Raw genomic sequence first — 22,365 nt, 5'->3', positions numbered from 1 at the left:
GGCACCGCGCCGCCCAGCGTGAAGCGGTCGTAATGGGTGTAGACGAGACGGATTTCGCCCTTGGCGAACAGCCCCTCGCCAAGGAAGTGCGACCGCAGCGCGGCGGTGTCCATGCCCTTTGCGTGCTCGGGGTGGATGGCGTGGCGGGTTTCGACGGTGAGCATGATCGGTCCTCTTGCGTGGTGTCTCCGGCTAGGAGCAAGGCCATCTGACGGCACGTTTGTCAGATAGGCTTCAGCCTGCCGTTCGATTCTGGCATATGACTGTCATTATACGTATGACAGATCAAGCGACGATCGGCTGGCCCGAGGGGGCGCGGTGCCACGGGCTGAGTTTTGGAAACTCTGGATACAGGGAAGCCGCGTTGAGCGACCCGACGACAGAGGAAAACCTCGTCGAGCGCTTGAACCACGCGCGGAACGCGACGGTCACTCACAGTGGACTGCCCGCATCCGGGCCAATGAGGTCGCCCGGGAATATCAACGCTATAAGGAAACCAGCGATCGCGGCGGGCGCCTCGCGAATTACTGGATATCAATCCAACCGTTAACGAATTCGAAATGCATTCCCGCTTTCATTCTTCCAAGCTTGTGCGGTTATTGTCGGCGCCGTATAGAACTGCCCTATCCCTCGGAGATTTCCCGAGGGTGCGTGCCGCTGAGGCAATCGCCTGCGCGCCCTGTAGTTTTGACAGTATTTATTTTCGAAAGTGACCTTTTTTCTATGTCCAAGTCCTCGTCGAGCTATCGTCCCGAAATCGATGGAATGCGCGCAATCGCCGTAAGCGCGGTGATCCTCTACCACCTCAAGATACAGACCTCCGGGGGCACGTTTCTTTCCGGCGGCTTCCTCGGCGTCGACCTGTTCTTCGTTCTCTCCGGTTTTCTGATTACCGGCATCATGCTGGACGAGTTCTACCGCACCGGCGGGATCAGCGTGCCGCAGTTTTATCTCCGCCGCGCGCGTCGAATTCTGCCCGCCCTGCTTCTGGTCATGCTCGCAAGTCTTCCGGTGGCGTGGTGTCTTCTCCTCCCAAGCGAGCTTGACCGGTTTTCGCTCTCGCTCGTCGCAGCGCTCGGCTTTGTCAGCAACGGCTACTGGTTCTTCGAACTCAGCGAGTATGGCGCGCAATCGGGCTTGCTCCAGCCGTTCCTGCACACCTGGAGCCTCGCGATCGAGGAGCAGTTCTACCTGCTGTTCCCGCCGTTCCTGATCCTGCTGCTGCCGCGCGTCGGGAGAAGGCCTCTGCTCTGGATCCTCGTGGCGATGACCATCGCAGGCTTCGCCCTCGCCGCCATCACGACGGTCCTGCACCCGGCGTTCTCGTTCTACACGCCGACCAGCCGGGCGTGGGAGATGCTGGCAGGCGCCGTCCTAGCGGTTCTGGTGCGCGAGATCGGCCCGGGCAACCGATGGCGGGTGTCCCGGATGGTTCCCGCGCTGTCGCTCGTGGTGCTGCTGGGGGCGTTCGCCACACAGGACCTGGTGAGTATGCAGCACCCCGGGATCGGGACGGTGCCCGTCATCCTCGCGACCTGCGGCCTGATCTGGTGCGCCGACAGGACCGAGCCGGTGACGCGCCTGCTGTCGCTCTCCCCGCTGGTCTGGGTCGGCAAGCTGTCCTACTCGCTCTACCTCTGGCACTTTCCGATCTTCGCCTTCGGGCGGGTCATGTCGATCGACAAGCCGACGCCGACGGAGATGATCGTCTGGATCGCGCTGACCTTCGCGCTCTCGGCCATCGGGTACTATCTCGTCGAGCGGCCCTTCCGGTTCCAGGTGCCCAGGCGCGCCTTCGCCCTCAGCACCGTCACCGCGCTGGTGCCTGTCGCCGCCATCACGATCTTCAGCGTGACGAGCGACGGCGCGACCTCGGGGCGCACGCAAGCGCTCGCAAAGCTCTATGGCCCGGCAGAGAGCGACAACGCCACCCTCGCCGCGGCGAGCTGGCAGCTGCTGAACAGGCGCTTCCCCAACGAAGAGATCGGCGCATGGAACGCCCTCAGACCGTCGGAGTCGGGCAGCACCGAGTTGTGGTTCGAGACCGCGGAGGCGGCGAACGTGCTGATCATCGGCGACAGCCTGTCGAAGGATGTCTACAACGCGCTGACGCTCAATGCCGAGCGGTTCCCGGATTACGAGTTCGCCCGCTTCAATCTTCACCGAAGCCGTCTCGAGGACGATCTGAGCGTTCTGCGCGACACGCCGAACTTCGAGGCCGCCGACGTGATCATGATCGCTCCGAACTACTATCGCGAGTTTCGCTCCGCCCTGCAGACCATCCTGAAGGCGGTCAACCGCGATGGCAAAGACGTCCTTGTGCTCGGCAATACCGCCAAGTTCGATGCGGGCGGGCCGCGCCCCCTGTTCGACTGGTTCCTGATGAAAACGCAGGACAGCGCGGCACTCTCCGAGCTGAATGCCCTTGCCACGCAGTATGAGGACCGCCGGTCCCGGGACCAGAACGCCGCGATCCGCGAGATCGCCGAGGCCGCCGGGGCAACCTACCTGTCGCGGCGCGAGCTGGTCTGCCCGGACGAGGCAAACTGCACGCTGGTGACCAAGTCGGGCCGCAAGACAATGTATGACGATCTTCACTGGACGCTGGAAGGTGCCGCGCTCTTCGGTCAACGCGCCGCCTCGGCCGGCTGGCTGCGCAGGCAGGTCGCGAGCACGCTCAGCAACTGAGCACGGGCTCTGGCGGCACCGCAGGCCCCCGCCGCGACGGAGCCGATAAGTGACGCCTCACAGCGCGGCACCGGCCTTGGGCGGAGCCTGAGGTCGAGTCGCTGTTCTGATCTTCGCTCCTGTCCTCGACCGGTGGTCGCAGAAGCAAACCCCGATCAAAAGCTCCGTTCCGCAGCCGGACCGCGTCCGGCCCGATCACGCCCGCGCGCGCAATGATATCCCGCCGTGTAATCAGTCATATACCCACGCCCGAGCAGCATCGGGCCGCGATCCGCGTCAAACTTCGGCAACATTTTGCCCCCAATCTAAACGGGCATTGCAGTTTGACTGGAACCATCCAAGGTTGTGCAAAGGGCGGTACGCCGCCAGACAGAATGCGGGGCAGACGCGCATGGCGGTGAATTTCGAGAACTACACGCTCATCATCGATGAAGAGTTCGACGGGTCGAAGGAGGATCTGAACCTTCACGACGGCACCCGCGGCCTGTGGTCGACGGACATGGCAAAGGGCGACCGGGTCCACAACAGCAGGGTCTCGCTGTTCGGCGCGCCCGGGCTCACCGATGCCGAGGGCAACGACCTTGGCCTCGATCCCTTCACCGTCGAGAGCGGTGTGCTCAGCGTCAACGTCTCGCGCATCGACCCGTCCAGGCAAAGCGACATCCAGGCGATCCTCGACGCCAGTCCCTACGTGATGGCCGGGGCGCAGGATGCCTCGGACATCGCCTATCTGACCGGGATGCTGAGCCTGCACCAGAGCTGGGCGGAGAGCTATGGGTATTACGAGGTGCGCGTGAAGATGCCGGCCGGGACCGGGCATCTCACGGCGCCGTGGCTCAGCAGCGCCCACGAGGGCTGGCCGCCCGAGATCAACATGGAAGCGCTGGGGCGCTTTGATGGCAGCAATGGTCGGGGCGTCGACGACGCAATCTGGACCAACGTCCTGTTCAACGACTACGGCATCGGAGACGAGGCCGATCAGAAGGTGCATGACAGCGCGAGCGACATCACCAACATCTACGGCGCAGAGTGGCGGCTCGCCAATCAGGCCATGCTCGACAAGTACGGCTGGGACGAGAGCCACTCCTCTCCGGAACAGGCGCTGTACGACCCCGACAATAACGAGAAATACGTCTACAAGCGCCTGGTAGAGCTCGACGAGGTCACCGGAACGGATGTCGAGATCCACGAGCAGTTCTACAACTACGGCATCGAATGGACGCCCGATCACATCTCGTTCCTGTTCGGGACCGATGCGTCGAACATGCACGAGATCTTCCGCACCCAGACGCCCGACGATGTCACCACCGACATGTATTTCGTGCTCTGGAACCAGTTCGGCGGTGCGTTCGCGTGGAACCCCGATGACGACGACGACACACCCTTCCAGAGCAGCCTCGATATCGATTCGATCAAGGTCTACGCGCTGAAACCGGATGACGCGGTGGTGCCGGAGCCCGACGCCATCTACCTCTACGGTCAGGACGAGGTGCAGACCCGCGCCCCGACCGAGGCGGGCACCCGGGGCAGCCGCACGCTCAGCGGCGACGACGTGCTGACCGGCAACGCGCTCGACAACGTGATCTACGGCGGCAGCGGGCTCGACCAGTTCACCGGCGGGGCTGGCGCCGACACCTTCCGCGTGGTCCACGGCGAGGGCAACAAGATCATCACCGACTTCGATGCCGGCGAGGGCGACAGGCTCGTGCTCGAAGGCTTCAACTTCGCCGACAGCGCCGGAGCGCTGGCAACGCTGACCCAGGTCGGCGACGATGCGTGGCTGATCAACGGCGCCTACCCCTTCGCGCCGCAGACCATCATCTTCGAGGACACCGACCTCGCCGATATCACCGAGGCCTCGGTCCGCGTGATCGCGCCCGAGAGCAAGGGCTACCATTACGGCTCTCGCATCCGCGAGCTCACCGGGGAGACTTACCTCGGCACCGAGGGTGAGGACTATCTCAGCGCACAGATCCAGCACGCCGGCGCGCGCGCGGTCCTGCGCGCGCAGGTTCTGGCGGGCGGCGCAGGAGACGACACCTACGAGCTGAACGGGGCCAGCTATATCCGCGAAGAGGCCGGCGAGGGCGTCGACACGGTGCTCGTTCGCGACAGGATGCTCAACAGGACCTACCGCTACGAGGACGCGGACGGCACTCCGGTCTACAGCCTGTTCGACATCGCGGCCTACACGCTGGGCGCCAATCTCGAGAATGCCGAGTTGTATGACGACACCGTGGACGTGGCGCTCTATGGCAACGCGCTCGGCAACCGGCTGATCGGCAACGCGCTCGGCACGATCTTCCACGGCGGGCGGGGGGACGATCATATCGCGCTCGGCGGCGGCGCCGACCACGTGGGCTACCGCGCCGGAGACGGGCACGACACCATCCTGTCCTTCGGCGCCGACGACACGCTGTCGCTCATCGGCACGGGCTTTGCCACGGCGGCCCAAGCGCTCGGCGCGTTCGAACAGCAGGGCCGCGATGCCGTCCTCAGGCTGGATGCGGGCGACAGCATCACGCTGCGCGACGTGACCGTCTCGGACCTGTCGGCCAGCAATCTGGCGCTGCCCTCCGAAGACCCGTTCGACAGCGCGGCAGGAGAGCTGTCCCCGCCCGAGGACTACGCAGAGATCACCACGCCCAAGGCGAACGGCAACTTCGTGGCCGGGGAGGCGCCCGCGCGGATCACCGGCGGGGCCGAGGGCGATGCCATCTATGGCGGCCCGCATGGCGATATCCTGAGCGGTCTAGGCGGCGACGACGTGATCGAAGGCCGCAATGGCGATGACTCGCTGTTTGGCGGTGCAGGCGACGACAAGCTGCGCGGCGGCAAAGGCGCCGATCTGATCTTTGCAGAGGCCGGCGACGACCGCGTCGAGGGCGGCGCGGGGCATGATATCCTGCTGGCCGGCGACGGGCGGGATTTTGCCGTGGGCGGCGGCGGCAACGACCTGATCTATGGCGGCGCCGGGCAGGATTACCTGAACGGCAATTCCGGCGACGATGTGCTCGACGGCGGGCGCGACAACGACAAGCTCTTCGGCTCCTCGGGCCGCGACACGCTCGATGGCGGACACGGCATGGACAAGCTGAAGGGCGGGCTCGATGCCGACGTGTTCGTCTTCGAGACCAGCATCTACGCCCGCGACTGGGAGGTCGTGGCGCGCAACCGCGCCGCCCAGCGAGAGCATGACGCCGCGGTGGCCGCTGGTGACGCGGACGCGACCGACGTCGCGCCGTGGGAGTACGAATTCCTCGGCGCCGACACGGTGGTCGACTTCCTGCCGGGCGAGGACAGGGTCGACCTTTCGGGACTTGTCGCGGCGCTCGGGATCGAGGGCGCGAGCCAGAGCGAACTGGCCGAGATCTTCCTCCGCGACCACCTCATCCTGACGCAGAAGAACGACGATCTGATGCTGTCGGTCGATCGGGACGGCACCACCACCGACGACCCGAAGCTGATCGTCAACTTCGCGCGGCTGAGGCATGTAGACATCGCCGATTTCGACCTCGAACGCGATCTCGTCCTGACCGCCGATGACGCGCTGCTCACGGTGTGAGCAGCCCGCCCCGGGCAGACAGCACTACTCGCCGAGCCAGTTGCGTCCGGCGGCGAGGGCGCCAAAATGCCGCGCGCCCTCGAGCGTCCAGTGGCTGTAGTCATAAAGCGCCTTGCGCCCGTCCGGGGTTACGAGCGCGCAGCTCTCCCCGTCATCGCTGCAAATCAGGTCGCGGCGCGAGAGGTAGGGCACGCCCTTCTCTCGGGCGACCGCCCGCACCGCCGCGTTGATCTCTTCGCCGCGGGCAAGTTCGTAATCGTGGCCAAGCCGGTTCACCACTTCCGCCGCCGGCACCGCCTGCTCGCGCCGCACGTACCAGTCGAAGACGGGCAGCCCGTTCTCGAGCCGGTACTCGACGGTGTTTCCCACCACCACCACGCGCTTGCCGGCCCCCTCGACCGCGTCGATCAGCGCCCCGAGCCGCGACAGGGTGATGTCGGTGTAGCGCGGCGCGATCAGCACAAGGTCACTGGCCTCGAAGTTCGGCGAGGCCAGCAGCGTCTCGATCTGGTGCTGCGGGAAGTCATCCCCAAGGCCGAAGCGTGCGAACTCGTGACCCGGGAACAGATCGTTGTTGAGATAGAGCGCGTTGAACATGTCCTTGCTGTGCGAGTTCCCGAGGATCAGCACATGGGTCGTGTCGGGGTCGCGGAACCAGAGCGCCCCGGCCTCGGAGCGGGACGGCCCGTGGGCATTGTCTGCGCTCACGACCTCGTCGCCGGCGATGTCATCCAGCACCGACCACGATGCGTCCTTGAGCGCCTCGTTGTCGTAATCGTTGTCACCGTAGATCGCGGCGAGATCGCCCAGCCGGTTGGCAAAGCCGTTCTGCACCAGCGTCGTGGTTGAGAACACCAGAACCGCCGCAAGCCCGGCGGTGATCGTCGACACGAACAGCCGGGGCGAGGCGCGGAACCGCAGCGGCTTTTCCACCAAGAGGTAGCCGAGCCACGACAGCAGGATGGTCAGCGCGAGCCAGACCAGCATCTCGAGCCCCGGATCCTCGCCCATGGAATTCAGCCGCCCGAAGGCGAAGATCGGGAAATGCCAAAGGTACAGCGAATAGGACAGCTTCCCCACGATGACGAAGGGGCGCGTCGAGAGCAGCCGCGTCACCGGCTCGCGCGGGTCGGCAAACCAGATCATCGCGCAGGTCGCGAGGATGACCGGGATCGTCATGTAGCCGGGATGCGAGATGTCGCTGAGCTTCAGGCTCCAGAGCGACGCGAGCAGGGTCAGCAGCGCGAGCGAGGGCATCCCCCACGCCAGCTTCCAGCCCCGCAAGGCGCCGGGCTTGCGCAGCGACATGTAGGCGAGCAAAGAGCCCGCGAGCATTTCCCACGCCCGGCTTGCCGGCGAGAAGAACGAGAACTCGGGCATCACCGCGGTGCTGACCACCGAGGCCGCGAAACTCAGCACCATGAACGCGACGATGATCGCCCCGATGCGGTGCCGCCCGAGCCGGCGGTAAAGCACCAGCAGCGCCACCGGGAAGACCAGATAGAACTGCTCCTCGATCGCAAGGCTCCAGGTGTGCAGGAAGGGCTGCAGCAGGCCCGACTGGGCGCCGTAATCGGTAAGCTCGAAGAACCAGAAGAAGTTGCTGTAGAACCCGAGCGCCGCGAACAGCGATTTGGCGAAGCGCTCCATCTCGGTGGGCAACAGGATCGCCCACGCGACCGGGATCGTCGCCAGCATCACGAGAAGCAGCGGCGGCAGGATGCGACGGGCGCGGCGCCAGTAGAACTGCACCACGTCGAAGCGGTCGGCCTCGTCGAACTCGATCAGGATGATCTTGGTGATGAGATAGCCCGAAAGCACGAAGAACAGATCCACCCCGAGATAGCCACCCGCCAGCAGTGTGCCGTCGCCGTACGGGATCTTCAGGTGGTAGAGGATGACCGCGCTGACCGCGATCGCGCGCATTCCATCGATTTCCGGGCGATATCCGAGCTTCATCTGGAACCTATGTCTCGTCTGGTCTGGGGGCGGACGGCACGCATGTCGGATCAGCGCGCATTGAGCTTGGGAAACGGCCCCGGCGCGGTGCCGGTGATGCCGAGAAAGGCCAGCAGCCGACCGGTGTCGGGCTCGGTCGTCGGGTCGATCACCAGCAGATCCTCCGGGCGGGCATCGAAATACGCGATGATCTCGGCGTTGCGGCGGGTGTAGATCTCTTTCAGGAAGTCGCGATCGAAGGCGAGATCCCAGCGCGTGACGGTCCTGCCATCCTCGTGGACGGTCAGCAGCCGGCGCAGCACGTCGTGGACATAGCCCTTTTCGAGATAGAGGTTGCGATCCCGGAACATCGCCTCATTCGGCGCCTCGTCCACCGGCACCTGGAACTCGTCACGGTAATAGCGGATGTAGCTCTCGACCCATTTCTCCGGGTCGCGCACCGTCAGGATGAACTTGGCGCCGGGAAACATCGCGTCGCAGGCGATGTAGGTCCGGTTCTGCGAGAACGGCAGGTCCTGGAACGCGTCGTACTCCTCGATGAAGCCCTTCAGCAGATCGAGGCGCCGATAGTCGAGCACCGGGCGCAGCAGCACCTCCTGATCGACCTGCTTGGGCAGGCGGAACCCGTGGTCGCGCAGCACCGCCTCGACGGTGGTGGTCGCGGTCTTGTTGAAGCCGATGCAGAACAGCTTGCTGAAGCCGGTGTCAGCGCGCGGCGGAGTCGACAGCTCTTCGTAGGGTTTGAGCCGGACGATCTTGTAGCCAAGCGCCTTGACCGGGCGCTGCAGGACCTTCTTGAGGAGGGAGTCGCCCTGATATGCCATGCTCAACCTGTCCTTCTTAAAAATTCGTCTCAAAATCACAGTCACTCCGATCCGCCCCCTGCAGATCACGGCCCCCGCCCAAGCGCGGACCGGCAGCTCAGCCCGCCCGCCCCCGGCCAATGGCGGCGTGGGCCGCGCGCAGGTCCTCCTGCGCGCTGACCACCAGCATCACGACCAGAACCATCGCGAAATCGTGGCCCCGATAGAGCGCCGGCCCAAGGAACGATGTCGCCACGAGGGTGAGCATCAGCACGATGCCGATGGCCGCCGCCACCGATCCGGTGCGCGAGTGCAGCGTCGCCAGCCGCGACAGCCCGGTGCCGATCAGCCCGGCCACCGCCAGCAGCCCAAGGGGGCCCGTCGAGACGAGGATCTCCAGCGCGAAATTGTGGAACGAGCTGCTGGTGATGGCGCCGGCATGTTGGGTCGCCAGCCGCAGCACCGAGAACTCCTCCGCCTTCCAGAACGCCCCGAACCCGACGCCGAGAACCGGATGCGCGCCGATTACCTCGCCGGCCACCTTCCAGATCTCGGTGCGGCCGGTGAGCGTGGCGTCCTTGCCGACGGCGTTGAGAACGAACGTGATCGGATCGAAGCCCAGCAGCGTCAGCACCAGCGGCGCGATGGCAAAGATCACCATCGCCCCCACGAACAGAAGCACGATCACCAGCGGCGGCGTCCGGTCCCGGCACAGGAAAAACAGCACATAGGCCATCGCGGGCAGCAGTAGCAGCGCCGTCGCCGACTGCGACAACGCCAGCGCCATCAGCACCATCGCCATGGCGGGCAGCAGCCAGAGCTTCGAGCGGCGCGAGATGGTGCGCGTCGGCATCAGCCACAGCGCGAGGATCGTCAGCGCGGCGATCAGCACCCGCAGCCCCAGCATACTCTTGTGCGAGAAGATCCCCGCCAGACCGCCGGCGCGGGTGAAGACCGGCCACGGGAAGATCCCGGTCGCCCAGTGCAGCAGCGACAGCGCCGCGCCCAGCGACAGGATCACCGCGAGCGCGCGGAGGATCAGCGTCAGCGAATAGCGCCAGCCGAGGAAGGTCGCGATCAGGCAGGTCATCAGCAACTGGATGCCGCCCACGAGGCTCTCGGACGGGGCGGTGGACCACAGCACCGAGGACAGGCAGAGGAACGGGTAGGCAAAGACGATCCGGTTGCGACCGGCAAGTGCCAGAAAGTGCGGGAAGATCATCCCGATGCGCAGAAGGGTGAGCCCGTAGCACATCAGCCAGCTCAGGGTTTGCGCGGGCCCGAACCTGAGCAGCATGTCGGAACTGGCGGCGATGGTCAGACCCAGCAGGGACACGTCGACCAGCGCCCAGGGCTGCTCGCCGGGGCGGGTCTCGCCTTGTGCGCGGAGGGGGATCTGATCGGTGACTGCCATCCCGGTCGCTCAGCGCAGGCTGCGCGCGTGTTCGAAGATCTCGAGATCCGGCGCGCAGAGCGCGCGCAGCACCTCCATCTCGGCGGCGGGAATGTCGGGCTTGCCATCGGGCGCCGAGTTCAGCTGCGACATCCGGAGCGAGACCCCGAAGATCTCGCGGTAGCGGGAGAAAAAGCGGTCGATGTCGTCGAGAAAGCCGATGAGGGCGAACTTCTCCACCCGGCTCTTGGCCAGCGCCACCGCCGCCGGGAGATCGTCGTCGGGGATATCGTTGCGGCTGGCCAGATAGCGCAGGAAGACCCGCGCCTGCCGCTTCGCCACGTCGCTCTCGAGGTACGCGTCCATGCCGCCGGTCACGACCCCGGTGCGCTGCGCCATGCGGAAGTTGGAGACGGTGCGTGCCACCGGGTCGCGCATCATGGTGACGTATTTGTAGCTGTCGCCGAAATGCCGTTCCGCCTTGTCCGACCAGAACACATGGCCGTGGATCAGCATGGTGTCCCAAGCCATGTGCTGCAGCATCAGGGTTTCGCGCAGGTCGAAGACCTGCTGGCCGGTGTCGAGATCCTCGTGGCAGAGAAACGCGTCATCCTTGTCGAAGGTCTCGATCGCGAGGGCGCGACGGGTCGAGACCGCATCGATCACGCCGATGCGCTGGTTGATCGGAACGGTGGCGTACATCGCTTCCGACAAAGAGGTGCCGCCGCATTTGGGGAGGTGGAGGTAGACGCTGCGATGCTTCGGCGCCGCGCCGGGAAAGGACCGTCGTCCGCGACCGGAGGCGATGGCCAGCCGTCTGGTCATGCGTTCCCTGAAAGGAGCCTTGCGCGCCATATACCGCTCTCCTGTCCCTGTGATGCATGCCCGCAAATTCAGGCCACAGGTAAATTTATACTCAAAATGTCCGCGCTGTCCCGAAGACCGCCCGTGCCTTCGTTCTACAGGACAACCGCGCGTAAATGTTGTGCGAATTTCGCCGCCGACGGAAACACCCGGGGCAACTGTAGCACCCGAGGCACGGATTGGGCGATGACTCTTTACGCAATGGTCACGCGATAGTCGCGGTCGAAAAAACACCCCCGGAAGCTTCCCCGGGGGTGTCGAAATTTTGCGCAGACGATCTTCGAAATCAGAAGATGTCGTCGTAATCGGCTGCGGTCACGCCGATCATGTTGAGGACGCCACCGTTGTCGAGTTCGACGAGAATGCCGTTCGAGGTCTCGGTGAAGCCGGTCGCCGAAATGCCATCCTCGAGGCGCACGACGTCGCCTTCCGAAATGTCGAAATCGACGATCTTGGTGGTGCCGGTGGACACGGAGGTGAATGCGAAGGTGTCGGCACCGTCGGCACCGACCAGAATGTCGTCGCCCGGGCCGCCGTAGAGCGTGTCGTCGCCGGTGCCGCCATTCAGCACGTCGTCACCCAGGCCACCGCCGATGATGTCGTTGCCTGCGCCGCCGGCAATGGTGTCATTGCCTTCGCCGCCGGCAATGGCGTCATCGCCCCAGCCGCCTTTCAGACGATCGTTGCCGACACCGCCCTTGATATAGTCATCGCCGCCTGCACCGTGAATGAAATCGTTGCCGCCAGCGCCGTTGACGAAATTGTCGCCATTCGAGTCGATGATCGACTCGTTTCCGTTAGTCAAAATGCTCATCGGAATCATCCTTTTTGAACCAATTAACAGTTTTGAGCATACATCCGCCCAAAAATTGCCGCAATCAAAATCCCGTCGCAATTTTCATTAACTGGCCGGGGCGGCGTTAATCCTTTATTTACCATATATTTGCGCCACGCGCCGATCTTTTATCGACTAACAGCAATTGAAGGCATATGAACTTACTTTCGACATATATAACCCATAGGTAGAGTTCGTTAATAAATCGCTACCTTCAGTCGCTCCCCGGCCCCTGCGATTTCCCAGCCCTCACACACCTTTCCACCCCTCGAGAACAGCCCTCTCCCTTCAGCGCCAGCCGCTCGGAGACAGACCCGAGATCTCGCGAAAGCGCGCGCTGTCGTCGCCCAGATCCCCCTGCATCCGCTCCCTGAGGTCGTCGGGAAAGCCCGGTGGCACGCGCGCCTTGCGAAACGCCAGCCCGCTGCGGATCCGGTTGCGCAGATCGCGGCTCATCAGCCCGGCCAGACGCCGGCCCGCCGCGCTGCTCGCGAAGCGCAGCACGAATCCGGGCACCCGCGACAGCTCGGCGCTGTCGTTCTGCTTGCCGAGATCCTCGATCGCCATCCGCGACACCCCGACGTGATAGGTGACCTTGTCCATCACCGCCTGCGGATCGCGCCGAAGCTCGTCGAAATCGAGAAACAGGAAGGCCTCTTTCGGAAAGAACCGCAGATATTCCTCGATCTGGCGGGCGTAGTGGCTCGAGTCGAGGATATGGGCATATTGGCGGCTGCCCTCGAAGCCCCGAAGGTCGCCCTCCTGACCCTCCATGATGAAGCTGTGCCGGAACTGCGATTCCGCGCGCGCCACCGGTTCGCGCACGATGTAGATCAGCTTCACCTCGGGGCAGGTCTCGGAGATCCGCTGCGCGACACCGGGAAAATCGCGGCATTTCGTGTAGTTCGGGCTCGCCTCGCCGCGCACGCGATCGGCATGGCTGAACTGGTTGGAATACCAGCCCAGCCCCTTGCCCCAGTTCTTCTCGGCCACGAAGAAGTCGGTCTCCTTGTCGCGCGACATGTCGATCTCGGGATGCAGGGCGAGATAGCGATAAAGGGTCGTCGTGCCGCATTTCATGGCACCGATGATGATGAAGTCGGGAAGCAGTTTGGCGTCGGTCGACAAGAGGCGGTCTCTCCCTTCGGTGCCCTCAGGCCGTGGCCTGGCGGGGGGAACGGTTCTTGAAATATCTCATCAGCGGCTTTTCCGCGTAGACGTGCACGAGGCATCCGGCGACCGTGACGATCCCGGTGATCAGCGCCAGCATCGCCAGCGGCGGCAGCACGCGGTGCAGGCCGGCGGCCAGCAGCCCCAGGGCGGCAATGTTCATCACCGGCAGGTGCACGAGATAGATCGCATATGAGGCATCGCCGATGAAGGTCAGCCAGCGCGGCGCCGGCAGCCCGCCCTGCGCCAGACCGATCACGATCAGCATGGCCCCCAGCCCGTAGCCCAGCGGCTGCAGGCTCTCGGGGCCCATCACCCCAAACACGGTTTCCGACAGTCCGAGACCGAGAAACAGCGCGCACCCGGCCCAGAACGCCAGCAGCGCCGAGCTTCGCGACAGATGCCGGTAGGCATAGGCCGCCCCGATCCCGAATAGGAACAACAGGTTGTGCGGTTTGAGCAGGAACGCCAGCGGGAAGCTCAGCTCGCGCCACCACGGCAGCGCCAGAACGCAGGCCAGCATCCAGCCCGCGAACACGAGGCGCCCGAGGCGCAGGTGCAGGATGATCCCGGAGAAGATGATGTAGAACAGCATCTCGTGCTGCAGCGTCCAGGCGACCTGCATGATCGGCCCGTCCTCGGACGGGATCAGGAGAAGCGACTGAAGGATCGCCAGCGGATCCCGGGCATGGTCCGGTCCCCGCCCCGGCGAGGCGACGTAGATCGCCAGCAGAAACGCCATGACGAGCCAGTAGATCGGATAGATCCGCACCACGCGCTTGCGCAGGAAGACCGGAGCCTTGCTTGGCTGGCCGAAATCGCGGCGATGGACCAGAACCATGATGAAACCGGAGAGCACGAAGAAGAACTCGACCCCGGCATAGCCGAAGTTGAACGCGGCCCCCGCGCCGTGGCCGTCGTAGAACCTGTTCGGCAGAAGGAACACGTTGGCGTGGAAGATCGCGACCATCACCGCCGCCACCGCCCGCCCGCACTGCAAACCCGCTAGCATCCCCTCATCCCCCCTGAACACCGTAAAGGGCCTTTTCGGGCAGCTTCAGACAGCCGGCGCAGATCCCGGAATGCATCGTCCCGCGCATCAGCCAGAACGTCCGCCGCTCGGGGTTGGCCAGCGCCACGCCGGCGCGCAGGGCACAGTACCCGGCCTTGACGGCGCTCGACCCGAACAGCCCCAGCCGTTGCCGGAGGCTCTCGGCGGAGGCCGAGTAGCTCTGCCCGATCCGGAAGCGTCGGCGCAGCAGCCACGTCACCGAGAGCCGCGCCGCGGGGACATCCTCGCGCACGATTGCGGTGTCGGCGATGGCGTACTCGGCCCCCAACTGGCGCAGCCGGAAGAAGAACTCGGTGTCCTCGCCACCGGATTTGCCCCGCTCGAGCGCGAAGCGCTCGGCCTGCCACGGCGTCCCGCACCAGCGCAGGAGGGCGTTGCAGGTGTGGCCGGTCTCGATCACCCCGGCGCGGGGCGCCGCCACCTGCGAGTGGAAATCACCCCGCACGATCCAGTCCGGCGCGTCGTCGTCATAGCGCGCGTAGCTCGGTCCGAAGACCGCGTCGGCCCCGGTGGCGCGCTGGCGCCTGACCAGCTCGACCAGCCAGTCGGGCTCGACCACCTCGTCATCGTCGAGAAAGGCCACCCATTCGGTCGTGGCCGCCTCGAGGCCGGCATTGCGCGCGATCGAGATGTTGGCGCCCGGCTGGTGCAGGTAGCGCACCGGCAGGCGCATCGCGGCGGCGGTGTTGGCCACCCGGTCCTGCGCGGACGGCGTGTCGTCATTGTCGATCACGACGACCGAGACCGCGCAGTCCGCGGGGCGCTCCATCGCCTCGAGCGATTGCAGCGTGGTGGCGATGTGACTGCGCCGGAAGGTACAGATGGTGATGGTGATCTTCATGTCGCCCCCCTCCCTCCGAGGATCAGCCGGGTCAGGAACCCGGCGCCGAAGCAGGTGTGCATGAGAAACAGCGCCGGCGCGGCCCAGAGCGCGCAGGCACTGCGATGTGTCACCGCGAGGCGCACCGCGGTGGCCGCGAGGATGAGCAGGTAGGCCAGCGGCAGCAGCAGGACCGGCGGAAACAGCGGCGAGAGGAGCACCGACAGAAGGATGACCGCGGTCACCGCCGGCGGGATCATCTGCCGCAGCCGCGGTCTAAGCCGATGCTTGAGCACGGTCTGCCCGCGCCCGAGCCCGTAGCGCCAGTATTGCTTCGCCAGCTTGCGCAGCGTGTCGCGGGCCAGATAGTCGAGGCGGATGTCGGCATCGAGCCAGATCCTGCCCCCGGCCAGCCCGATGCGGTGATCGAGCTCGGCATCCTCGTTGGCGATGAAGCCGGTGTCGTAGCCGCCCGTCCGGCGCCAGATGTCGAGCCGGAACCCGGCGTGATGTCCGTGCTCGACATAGCCCGACACGGCCCCGCCGCGATGCCCCGAGCCACCGGAGCCGAGCCTCGTGTCGCTGGCCCAGGCCACGCCCTTCTGCACGCAGCTCTGCCCGACCGTGTCCATGACCGTCGCCAGCGCCGCCACGTCGCGGGCCAGAAGGCTGTCGGCCACGGCAAGCACATAGCCGTCTGGGTAGCGCGAATGGGCGTCGACCCGCACGAGGATCTCGTGCTGCGGCTCGGAGCAGCACTCGACCACGCGGTTCACCGCCGCCGATTGCAGCATGTCGGGATTGTCGATCAGCACCACGTTGGGGTGGCGCCGCGCGTAGTCGGACACGATCGCGCGGGTGTCGTCGCTGCTGCCGCCATCGGCGACCACGATCCGCACATGCGCCATCTCGGGCCGGTCGCGATGCAGCGCCTCGAGCGTCGCCTCGATATGGCGCGCCTCGTTCAGCGTGGGGATCGCCACGAGGATCGTCGCCGGGTCGGCGCCGGTCCGGATCGCGGAGGTATCGAGCATGTCTTCCATCCCTTTCCCCTACCCCGCCCGCGCGCGAACGGTGTCGATCACCTCGGCGATGTCCGAGGGCGATTGCACGAAATCCGCGGCCGGCCGGTCGAGCAGCGCCTGCCCACGGGCCGCGATCTCCCCGCGCGTCAGCCCTGTCAGCAGCGCGACCAGATCGGCGGCCTCTGGCGCATCGATCACCCAGCCCAGCCCATCGTCGGCGACCCGCCTCCCGGTCTCGGTTCCGGCGACGGCGATGCTCGGGCAGCCAGCCCAGCTTGCCTCGTAGATGCGGTTGGGCAGCAGCCAGTCGGAATTGTTGCCGCGCTGCCAGAGATCCTGGGACCAGACCAGATCGACGCCGCCGTAGAGCGCGGGCAGATCCTGCGGATATTGGTAAGCGCCGTGGAACACCATGTTGGAATGCGCCGCGATCACCGCGTCGAACTCCGGCAGAACGTGGCGATGCACGACGCCGTGAATATGGATCTCGACGCCCGCCCCCATGCGCGCGGCCACCTCGGAGAGCAGCGCGAGGCTCGGCGCGCAGCGGATGGTGCCGACCCAGCCGACGCGCAGCGGGCGGCCCGCCTCGGGCACGTCGCGCGTCACCGGACGCGCCGGCAGGGCCGAGCCCGCGGCGAGCTTGTTCTCCCACAGCGCCCACGGCCCGTCATAGCGCTGGACCGGCTCGAAGAAGTTGCGCACGAAGCCCGGCGAGGACACCACCAGCATCTCGATGCGCCGGAGCAGGAACTGCTCGGCGGCGCGCATCGCGTCGCCCTTGCGGCCCTCGCGGCAGAGCGCGCCGTTGATGTCGAGGCACTCGTAGACCAGCGGCACGTTGGAGGCCCCCGCCATCGCCCGCGCCGCCCAGGCAATCGCCAACATGTCGAGATTGCGCGCGATGATGACATCGGCCCGCTGCAGCATTTCGCGATGGCCGGTCATCTTGAGGATGGAGCCGGCCACCACCACGGCGCGCTTGGGCAGGTTCTCGTTGCTGGTCATGAACAGGTGGGTGTTCGGCCAGTCGGGCTCGTAGGCCGTGTTCATGTTGTCGCGGCGCATGGTGAAGCTGTGCACGTCGTGCCCGAGCGCCACCAGCGCCCGGATGCGGCGGATCTGCGAGATCTCTCCGACATCGAAGCCGAAGACCACGATCCGGGCGGGGCGCGGGGCGGGCTGGATCTCAGCGGCTGACAACCTGCGCCCTCCTGTTGCGGTGCAGAAGGAGATTGAACAAGCCGATCTGCAGAGGCCGCTCCATGTAGAGATAGAGCGCGTTGCCCAGAAGCGCCGACAGGCCCAGCACCACGAGCACGAACCCGATGGCCGCCACCGGCCCGTGAAGTCCCGGCAGGGCGACCCAGACAACCTGCATCGGAAGCACCACGAAGAGGTGGAAGAGGTAGATCGCGTAGCTCGCATCGCCCAGACGTTCGAGCACCGCAAGCCGCGGCACCCGCCCCGCCAGCCCCGCCACCCCCGAGACCAGCAGGATGCCGGGACCGCCGAAGCCGATGGTGCGGCTCCAATAATCGGTCGGGTCCACCTGCGGGCCAAGCACGAGGAACGCCACGGCGGCCATCGCGATCAGCAGGCCGTTGCGCAGCAGGCCACCCGGCGCGCTTTGCCAGATCCGGGCCCCCACGACGCCGCCGAGAAACTCGAGCAGCAGGGGGCTGGTATAGGTGATCGCGATGGCGTCGACAGGCGTGGCCGCGTATCCGAGAGCCACGAGCGCGAGCAGCAGCCCCGTGAGCACGACGAACCGGGCGCTGCCGCCAACGAGCAGCGTGGCCGCGAAGAGCATGTAGAAGAACATCTCGTAATTGAGGGTCCAGCCCGGCACCAGCACCGGCCAGATGCGCGTGGGCTCGGTGGCGTTGAAATGCGGCACGAAGGCCAGCGACTTGACGATGTGCGGCCCGCTCAGTTCGACCCAGCTCGCGCCGATCACGACACTCATCAGCACGAAGCAGAGCGTGGCGATCCAGTACGGCGGCGCGACCCGGATCAGACGGCGCACGAGAAAGCCCGCCGGATCGGTCTCTTTCGTCTGGCTGATGCTCCACATGATGAAGCCGCTGATGACGAAGAACAGGTCGACCCCGCCATGCCCGAGCGACAGCACGTCGTAAAGCGGCGCCGGCAAATCGGCCTCGACACGCTTGCCCGCGTGCAGGGCGACCACCGACAGCGCCGCGAAGGCGCGCAGGTACTGGATGCCGTAGATCTTGTTCATAAATTCTCTACGCTATGAAGCTATGCGGTGGGGGCGGTCCGGGGCGCGGACCCCTGCCCCGATCAATAATATTCGTACGATCCGTCGCGGTTGTAGGACTTGTAGCGGCGCAGGCTGGCCCGGGTGAAAATCAGACCCAGAATGTTCCTGCGGCGCAGGCCGGAATGCTCGATGGCCGCCGCCACCTGCTTGCGCGCCGTCCATCCCCAGCGCACGGCGTAAACGATCTTGTCGCAGTTCGCGGCCAGCAGCGGCGTCAGGCTCGCGCCGCTCACCGGCGGAAGGTCGACCACCACGTAGTCGAAATACCGGCGCAGGAACTGCAGCACGTTGGCGACCTCCTCGAGCTCCTTCGGGCCGTACTGGATGGTCGAGCCTTCGCGGCTGTTGCCGAACACCGCCAGCCCGGGAAACTCCTCGATCCCCTCGACATGCGACAGGCCCTTGGCCGGGTTCTCCATGAGCTTGGTCAGGCTGTTGGTCTCTGGCAGGACCTTGCCGAGATAGGCGGTGATCTCTCCTGCGATCAGGTCGAGATCGACGATCGCCACCTTGTTGGTGTTCGCGGCGAGGTAAGAGGCGAAGTTGAACGCGCTCGTGGTCTTGCCCTCGTCGCGCACCGTGGAGGTGAAGCCGATGATCACGCCGTCCGTGCGCTCGCTTTTGCGGTCCATCGCCTCGCGCACCATGATGGCGCGCATCGTCGTCGCGGTGACCGAGCGGGGGTTGTCCATCGCAAAACGAAGCCGCTTGGCGGTCGAGGGCAGCATCCACCAGCGCGGGCTCTGCTCGGGCGCGGCCAGCCAGCCGCCACCGCGCGCCTCCCTCCGCTCGGTCGAGAAATTCGGGACCAGGCCGATGAACGGCAGCTTGAACCGCTTCGACAGGCTGTCCTGCGACCGGAAGCTGTTGTCCAGCGCCTCGATCGCGAGCACCACGCCGATCGACAGCAGCAGGCCGGCAAAGGCGGCCAGCACGACGATCCGCTTCGAGCGCGGTCCCGACTTCGTGTCCGGCGGCACCGCCCACGCGATGACCCGCGCCGGGGTCGCGTCGAAGGTCAGAAGCTGGGAGGTGCTGTTGTACTGCTCGAGCATCCGCTCGTAGAGCTCGCGCTTGGCCTCGGCCTCGCGCTCGAGGCTGCGCAACGCCACGGTCTTTTCCATCACGCTGCTGTAATCGGCGTTCATCTCGCCGATCAGCCCGCGCGTGGCCGAAAGCTGCCCGGCCAGCGCCCGCTCGCGCGCGCGAAGCTGTTCGAGGATCGAGCGGTATTCCTGCACGATCAGCGTGCGGGTCTGCTCCATCGCGCGGCGGGTGTTCACCACCACCGGCGCGGAAGCGTCATAGGTGAGAAGCGCCTCCTGCTCGGCCTGCAGAAGCTCGGCATAGCGGGCCTCGAACTCGATCACCGCCTCGGTGCGTTCTTCAGCCGCGAGCTGGATCGCCTCGATCTCGCCGCTCTCGATCTGGTCCTCGAGCTGGTCGGCCTGCACCTTGGCCGTCACCGCCTGCCCCTGCAGCTCGACGAGCTGTTCGTTCGCGGCGTTGAGCGCGATCTCGATCGGAAGGAATTCGCCCTCGGGCACCATGAGCTGGTTCTCGCGGCGATACGAGGCGACGGCGCGCTCGGAGGCCTGCACCCCAGCCGCAAGCTCCTCGATCCGCGACGACAGCCAGACCTGCGTGCGCTCGACATTGGCGGTCTGCTGGCGGCTCGAGAGGCGGAGATACTCGCGCATCAGGGTGTTCACCGCCTTGGGCGCCATCTCGATGCTCTGGGAGGTGTAGCGCACGTCGATGACAAAGCTCTCGCCCGAGCGCTCGACCGCCAGCCCCTGCACGAAGTTCCGCCGGGCGATCTCGAGCCGGCGCTCCTGCTGCATGGTTACGGGCAGCATCGCGGCGGTCGCCTCGTCGGAGCCGCCATCGCCAAGGCGGAACACGCCCTTGATCCATCCCAGAAGCGCCGAGGGCTCGGAGGCGGCGGGCTCCCCGAGGCCCAGCTCGCGCACCGTCGCGGCGGTGACCTCGCGCGAGCCCAGAACCCGCAGCTCGCTGTCCACGGTCAGCGCGTCCGACAGCAGCAGGCCCGGCGCGATCTCGCTGTCGCCATCCGGCGACTGGCCGACGCGCGGGTCGATCAGGATCGCACCGTTCGCGGTGTAGGTCGGGCTGGCATTCGAGACCATGACGAGGGCAAGCACGACCGCCAGAGCGACCCCGCCCGCAAGCACGATCCAGTGGCGACGAAAACGCATCATCAGGTCGCGCAGCGTCTCTCCGATATCGACGGAGGGAAACAACTGATCGCGGTCGGACCTCGGCGACATCAGGTCCGTATCACGGTCCATGTTCATTTGGCTTGCCCTGCAGCAATCACAATAACTCTTCCAAAACGCGCGGCGCCGAAGCGAACCCCAGAAAAAGGGACGCCTGAATTAGGCACCGCATAAAAATTTATAACTAACCTAAGTAACAAGCCCAAGGCACGGGCCGTCAATCACTAAATATGAGGTTCCGTGTCGCGGTTTTGACAATGGTTCATGAATTGGGCTCTATTTGCCGGTCTCGCGCTGAAAAACGGCGATGATCGATGTTTCCGTCCCGGCGGAGGTCTTCGCCACCGAGCGCAGGATCAGCTGCTGCACCGCGTAGCTGAGCGCGGCCCCGAGCGCCGCGCCGGTGGCGCCGTCGAGAGCGCCGCCCAGAACGGTCGCGCCGACCATGATGACAGTGCTGATCCCGGCCACCCAGAAGATCACGTCCTGCCGCCCGGTGACGTTGAGCACGATCTGCGCCGGTCCGAACACCGCGTCCGAGGCCGGGATGATCAGCAGGATCAACAACGGCGCAAGCGACGCGCGGTATTCCGGCCCGAACAACTCAAGCGCCATGCCGCCGAACCCGGCGATCACCGCCGTACCGGCAACCATCCCGGCGATCTTGAGGCGCGCCGCGCTGTCGAGAAGCGAGGCCACCCGCCTGGCCTGCTGGGCGTGCAGCGCACGCGACAGCTGCGGGCTGATCGAGATATCGACCGCTTTCATCGCGAAGTAGACAAAGGCCATGATCGACAGCGCCAGCGCGAGATAGCCGACCTCGGCCGGCATCAAGACCAGCCCGGCGGCCGCCACGACCACGTGCTTGAGATTGTCGCGCAGGACCAGAAGCGGCGCCATCATCGCGCCGGTGGCGAACCAGAGGCGCGCTTCGTCATACTCCCTCGGCACGCCCGCGGCGAAGCCGAAGGTCTGGCGCAGAAGCAGCGCCTGCACCAGCGCGGTGACCGCGAAGGCCGCAAGGAACAGCAGCAGGTACACGGTCAGGCCCGGGCGCGCGCCGCTCAGCCAGATCAGCACCACCAGCAGGAAGATCACCGCCGGCCGCACCAGCATGATCGGCACCCCGCCGCGCAGCACCTGTCCGAGCGCCGAGGCGTGGCGCCCGTAAACCCGCGTGAGCGCCACCACCGGTGCCGCCACCACAGTCACGGCGACCACGCCGAGCATGGCCGCCCCGTCGCCGAAGGCCCCGCCCCACCACGCCAGCGCCGCGACGAGGCCCGAGAGCAGCGTCAGCCCGAAGATGGTCATGCGGTTGAGGCGGATGAAGCCCGCGGCGCGGCCGGGCTGGCCGGTCTCGCGGTATTGCACCAGATACTTGATCGACCCGGATTCGAGGTTCAGCGCCAGAAAGACCGACAGCAGCATGATCCACGCGAAGGCGGTCATGATCAGGCCGAACTCGGTCGGCGTGGTGATGCGGGCCAGGATCAGGGTGTAGCCAAGCGTCAGCACATTGCCCAAGACACGGGCACCGACCAGCGAAAGCGCCTTCTGCAACGTCCCGCCGAGCGCCGAGCCCCCGCCAGCCGCGGCCACGCCTGCGGCCTCAACGGGGGCATGTCTTGACCCGTTGCGCCA

At 65.8% G+C, this 22,365-nt stretch carries 15 protein-coding genes; 2 read left to right on the top strand and 13 right to left on the bottom strand.

Annotated elements, in window-relative coordinates:
- Positions 1 to 723: 723 nt before the first annotated feature.
- The gene (locus LCM15_RS17685) at positions 724 to 2,688 is read left to right on the top strand and encodes an acyltransferase family protein (protein ID WP_224858742.1); all 1,965 of its coding nucleotides are present in this window, start codon (positions 724 to 726) and stop codon (positions 2,686 to 2,688) included.
- Positions 2,689 to 3,079: 391 nt separating this feature from the next.
- Positions 3,080 to 6,253: a family 16 glycosylhydrolase gene (locus tag LCM15_RS17680; protein WP_224858741.1), complete on the top strand. Its 3,174-nt coding sequence runs from the start codon at positions 3,080 to 3,082 to the stop codon at positions 6,251 to 6,253.
- Positions 6,254 to 6,277: 24 nt separating this feature from the next.
- Here LCM15_RS17680 and LCM15_RS17675 read toward each other — a convergent pair whose 3' ends face one another.
- From LCM15_RS17675 to LCM15_RS17615, 13 genes are all read right to left on the bottom strand, one after another.
- Positions 6,278 to 8,212 carry an acyltransferase family protein gene (locus tag LCM15_RS17675; RefSeq protein ID WP_224858739.1) on the bottom strand — a complete coding sequence of 645 codons (1,935 nt, stop codon included), beginning with the start codon at positions 8,210 to 8,212 and terminating at the stop codon, positions 6,278 to 6,280.
- A 50-nt stretch (positions 8,213 to 8,262) separates the two neighbouring features.
- Complete coding sequence (locus tag LCM15_RS17670) at positions 8,263 to 9,036, bottom strand: sulfotransferase (protein WP_224858737.1); 774 nt, start codon at positions 9,034 to 9,036, stop codon at positions 8,263 to 8,265.
- A 97-nt stretch (positions 9,037 to 9,133) separates the two neighbouring features.
- Positions 9,134 to 10,429, bottom strand: a complete 1,296-nt coding sequence (locus tag LCM15_RS17665; RefSeq protein ID WP_224858735.1) for an O-antigen ligase family protein — start codon at positions 10,427 to 10,429, stop codon at positions 9,134 to 9,136.
- A gap of 9 nt (positions 10,430 to 10,438) precedes the next feature.
- Entirely contained in the window at positions 10,439 to 11,233 is a 795-nt protein-coding gene (locus LCM15_RS17660) for a sulfotransferase family 2 domain-containing protein (protein ID WP_224858734.1), read from the bottom strand.
- A gap of 325 nt (positions 11,234 to 11,558) precedes the next feature.
- Entirely contained in the window at positions 11,559 to 12,086 is a 528-nt protein-coding gene (locus tag LCM15_RS17655; protein WP_224858732.1) for a calcium-binding protein, read from the bottom strand.
- A 309-nt stretch (positions 12,087 to 12,395) separates the two neighbouring features.
- Positions 12,396 to 13,235, bottom strand: coding sequence for a sulfotransferase family protein (locus tag LCM15_RS17650; RefSeq protein WP_224858730.1), 840 nt, complete (start codon positions 13,233 to 13,235; stop codon positions 12,396 to 12,398).
- 25 nt (positions 13,236 to 13,260) lie between these two features.
- Positions 13,261 to 14,289 carry an acyltransferase family protein gene (locus LCM15_RS17645; RefSeq protein WP_224858728.1) on the bottom strand — a complete coding sequence of 343 codons (1,029 nt, stop codon included), beginning with the start codon at positions 14,287 to 14,289 and terminating at the stop codon, positions 13,261 to 13,263.
- A 4-nt stretch (positions 14,290 to 14,293) separates the two neighbouring features.
- Positions 14,294 to 15,190 (bottom strand): glycosyltransferase, encoded by an 897-nt coding sequence (locus tag LCM15_RS17640; RefSeq protein WP_224858726.1) that lies wholly within the window; start codon positions 15,188 to 15,190, stop codon positions 14,294 to 14,296.
- A complete protein-coding gene (locus LCM15_RS17635; RefSeq protein ID WP_224858713.1) occupies positions 15,187 to 16,203 on the bottom strand; it encodes a glycosyltransferase family 2 protein in 1,017 nt (338 codons plus the stop codon). The genes LCM15_RS17640 and LCM15_RS17635 overlap by 4 nt, the downstream gene beginning before the upstream one ends.
- Before the next feature lie 18 nt (positions 16,204 to 16,221).
- Entirely contained in the window at positions 16,222 to 17,397 is a 1,176-nt protein-coding gene (locus LCM15_RS17630) for a glycosyltransferase (protein ID WP_224858711.1), read from the bottom strand.
- Entirely contained in the window at positions 17,384 to 18,439 is a 1,056-nt protein-coding gene (locus tag LCM15_RS17625; protein ID WP_224858709.1) for an acyltransferase family protein, read from the bottom strand. Before LCM15_RS17625 ends, LCM15_RS17630 begins: the two co-directional genes overlap by 14 nt.
- A gap of 62 nt (positions 18,440 to 18,501) precedes the next feature.
- Positions 18,502 to 20,793, bottom strand: coding sequence for a GumC family protein (locus LCM15_RS17620; RefSeq protein WP_224858707.1), 2,292 nt, complete (start codon positions 20,791 to 20,793; stop codon positions 18,502 to 18,504).
- A 204-nt stretch (positions 20,794 to 20,997) separates the two neighbouring features.
- Positions 20,998 to 22,323, bottom strand: a complete 1,326-nt coding sequence (locus LCM15_RS17615) for a lipopolysaccharide biosynthesis protein (RefSeq protein ID WP_224858705.1) — start codon at positions 22,321 to 22,323, stop codon at positions 20,998 to 21,000.
- Between the last annotated feature and the right edge of the window lie 42 nt (positions 22,324 to 22,365).

The organism is Salipiger bermudensis, assembly GCF_020171625.1.
Classification (GTDB): Bacteria; Pseudomonadota; Alphaproteobacteria; order Rhodobacterales; family Rhodobacteraceae; genus Salipiger; species Salipiger bermudensis_B.
Note: the sequence above shows the minus strand (reverse complement) of the source record. Positions and strands in the feature narration are given on the sequence as shown.

Coding starts and splice junctions, on each gene's coding strand:
- LCM15_RS17685 (WP_224858742.1), top strand. CDS start 724: ATGTCCAAGTCCTCGTCGAGCTATCGTCCCGAAATCGATGGAATGCGC.
- LCM15_RS17680 (WP_224858741.1), top strand. CDS start 3,080: ATGGCGGTGAATTTCGAGAACTACACGCTCATCATCGATGAAGAGTTC.
- LCM15_RS17675 (WP_224858739.1), bottom strand. CDS start 8,212: ATGAAGCTCGGATATCGCCCGGAAATCGATGGAATGCGCGCGATCGCG.
- LCM15_RS17670 (WP_224858737.1), bottom strand. CDS start 9,036: ATGGCATATCAGGGCGACTCCCTCCTCAAGAAGGTCCTGCAGCGCCCG.
- LCM15_RS17665 (WP_224858735.1), bottom strand. CDS start 10,429: ATGGCAGTCACCGATCAGATCCCCCTCCGCGCACAAGGCGAGACCCGC.
- LCM15_RS17660 (WP_224858734.1), bottom strand. CDS start 11,233: ATGACCAGACGGCTGGCCATCGCCTCCGGTCGCGGACGACGGTCCTTT.
- LCM15_RS17655 (WP_224858732.1), bottom strand. CDS start 12,086: ATGAGCATTTTGACTAACGGAAACGAGTCGATCATCGACTCGAATGGC.
- LCM15_RS17645 (WP_224858728.1), bottom strand. CDS start 14,289: ATGCTAGCGGGTTTGCAGTGCGGGCGGGCGGTGGCGGCGGTGATGGTC.
- LCM15_RS17640 (WP_224858726.1), bottom strand. CDS start 15,190: ATGAAGATCACCATCACCATCTGTACCTTCCGGCGCAGTCACATCGCC.
- LCM15_RS17635 (WP_224858713.1), bottom strand. CDS start 16,203: ATGCTCGATACCTCCGCGATCCGGACCGGCGCCGACCCGGCGACGATC.
- LCM15_RS17625 (WP_224858709.1), bottom strand. CDS start 18,439: ATGAACAAGATCTACGGCATCCAGTACCTGCGCGCCTTCGCGGCGCTG.
- LCM15_RS17620 (WP_224858707.1), bottom strand. CDS start 20,793: ATGGACCGTGATACGGACCTGATGTCGCCGAGGTCCGACCGCGATCAG.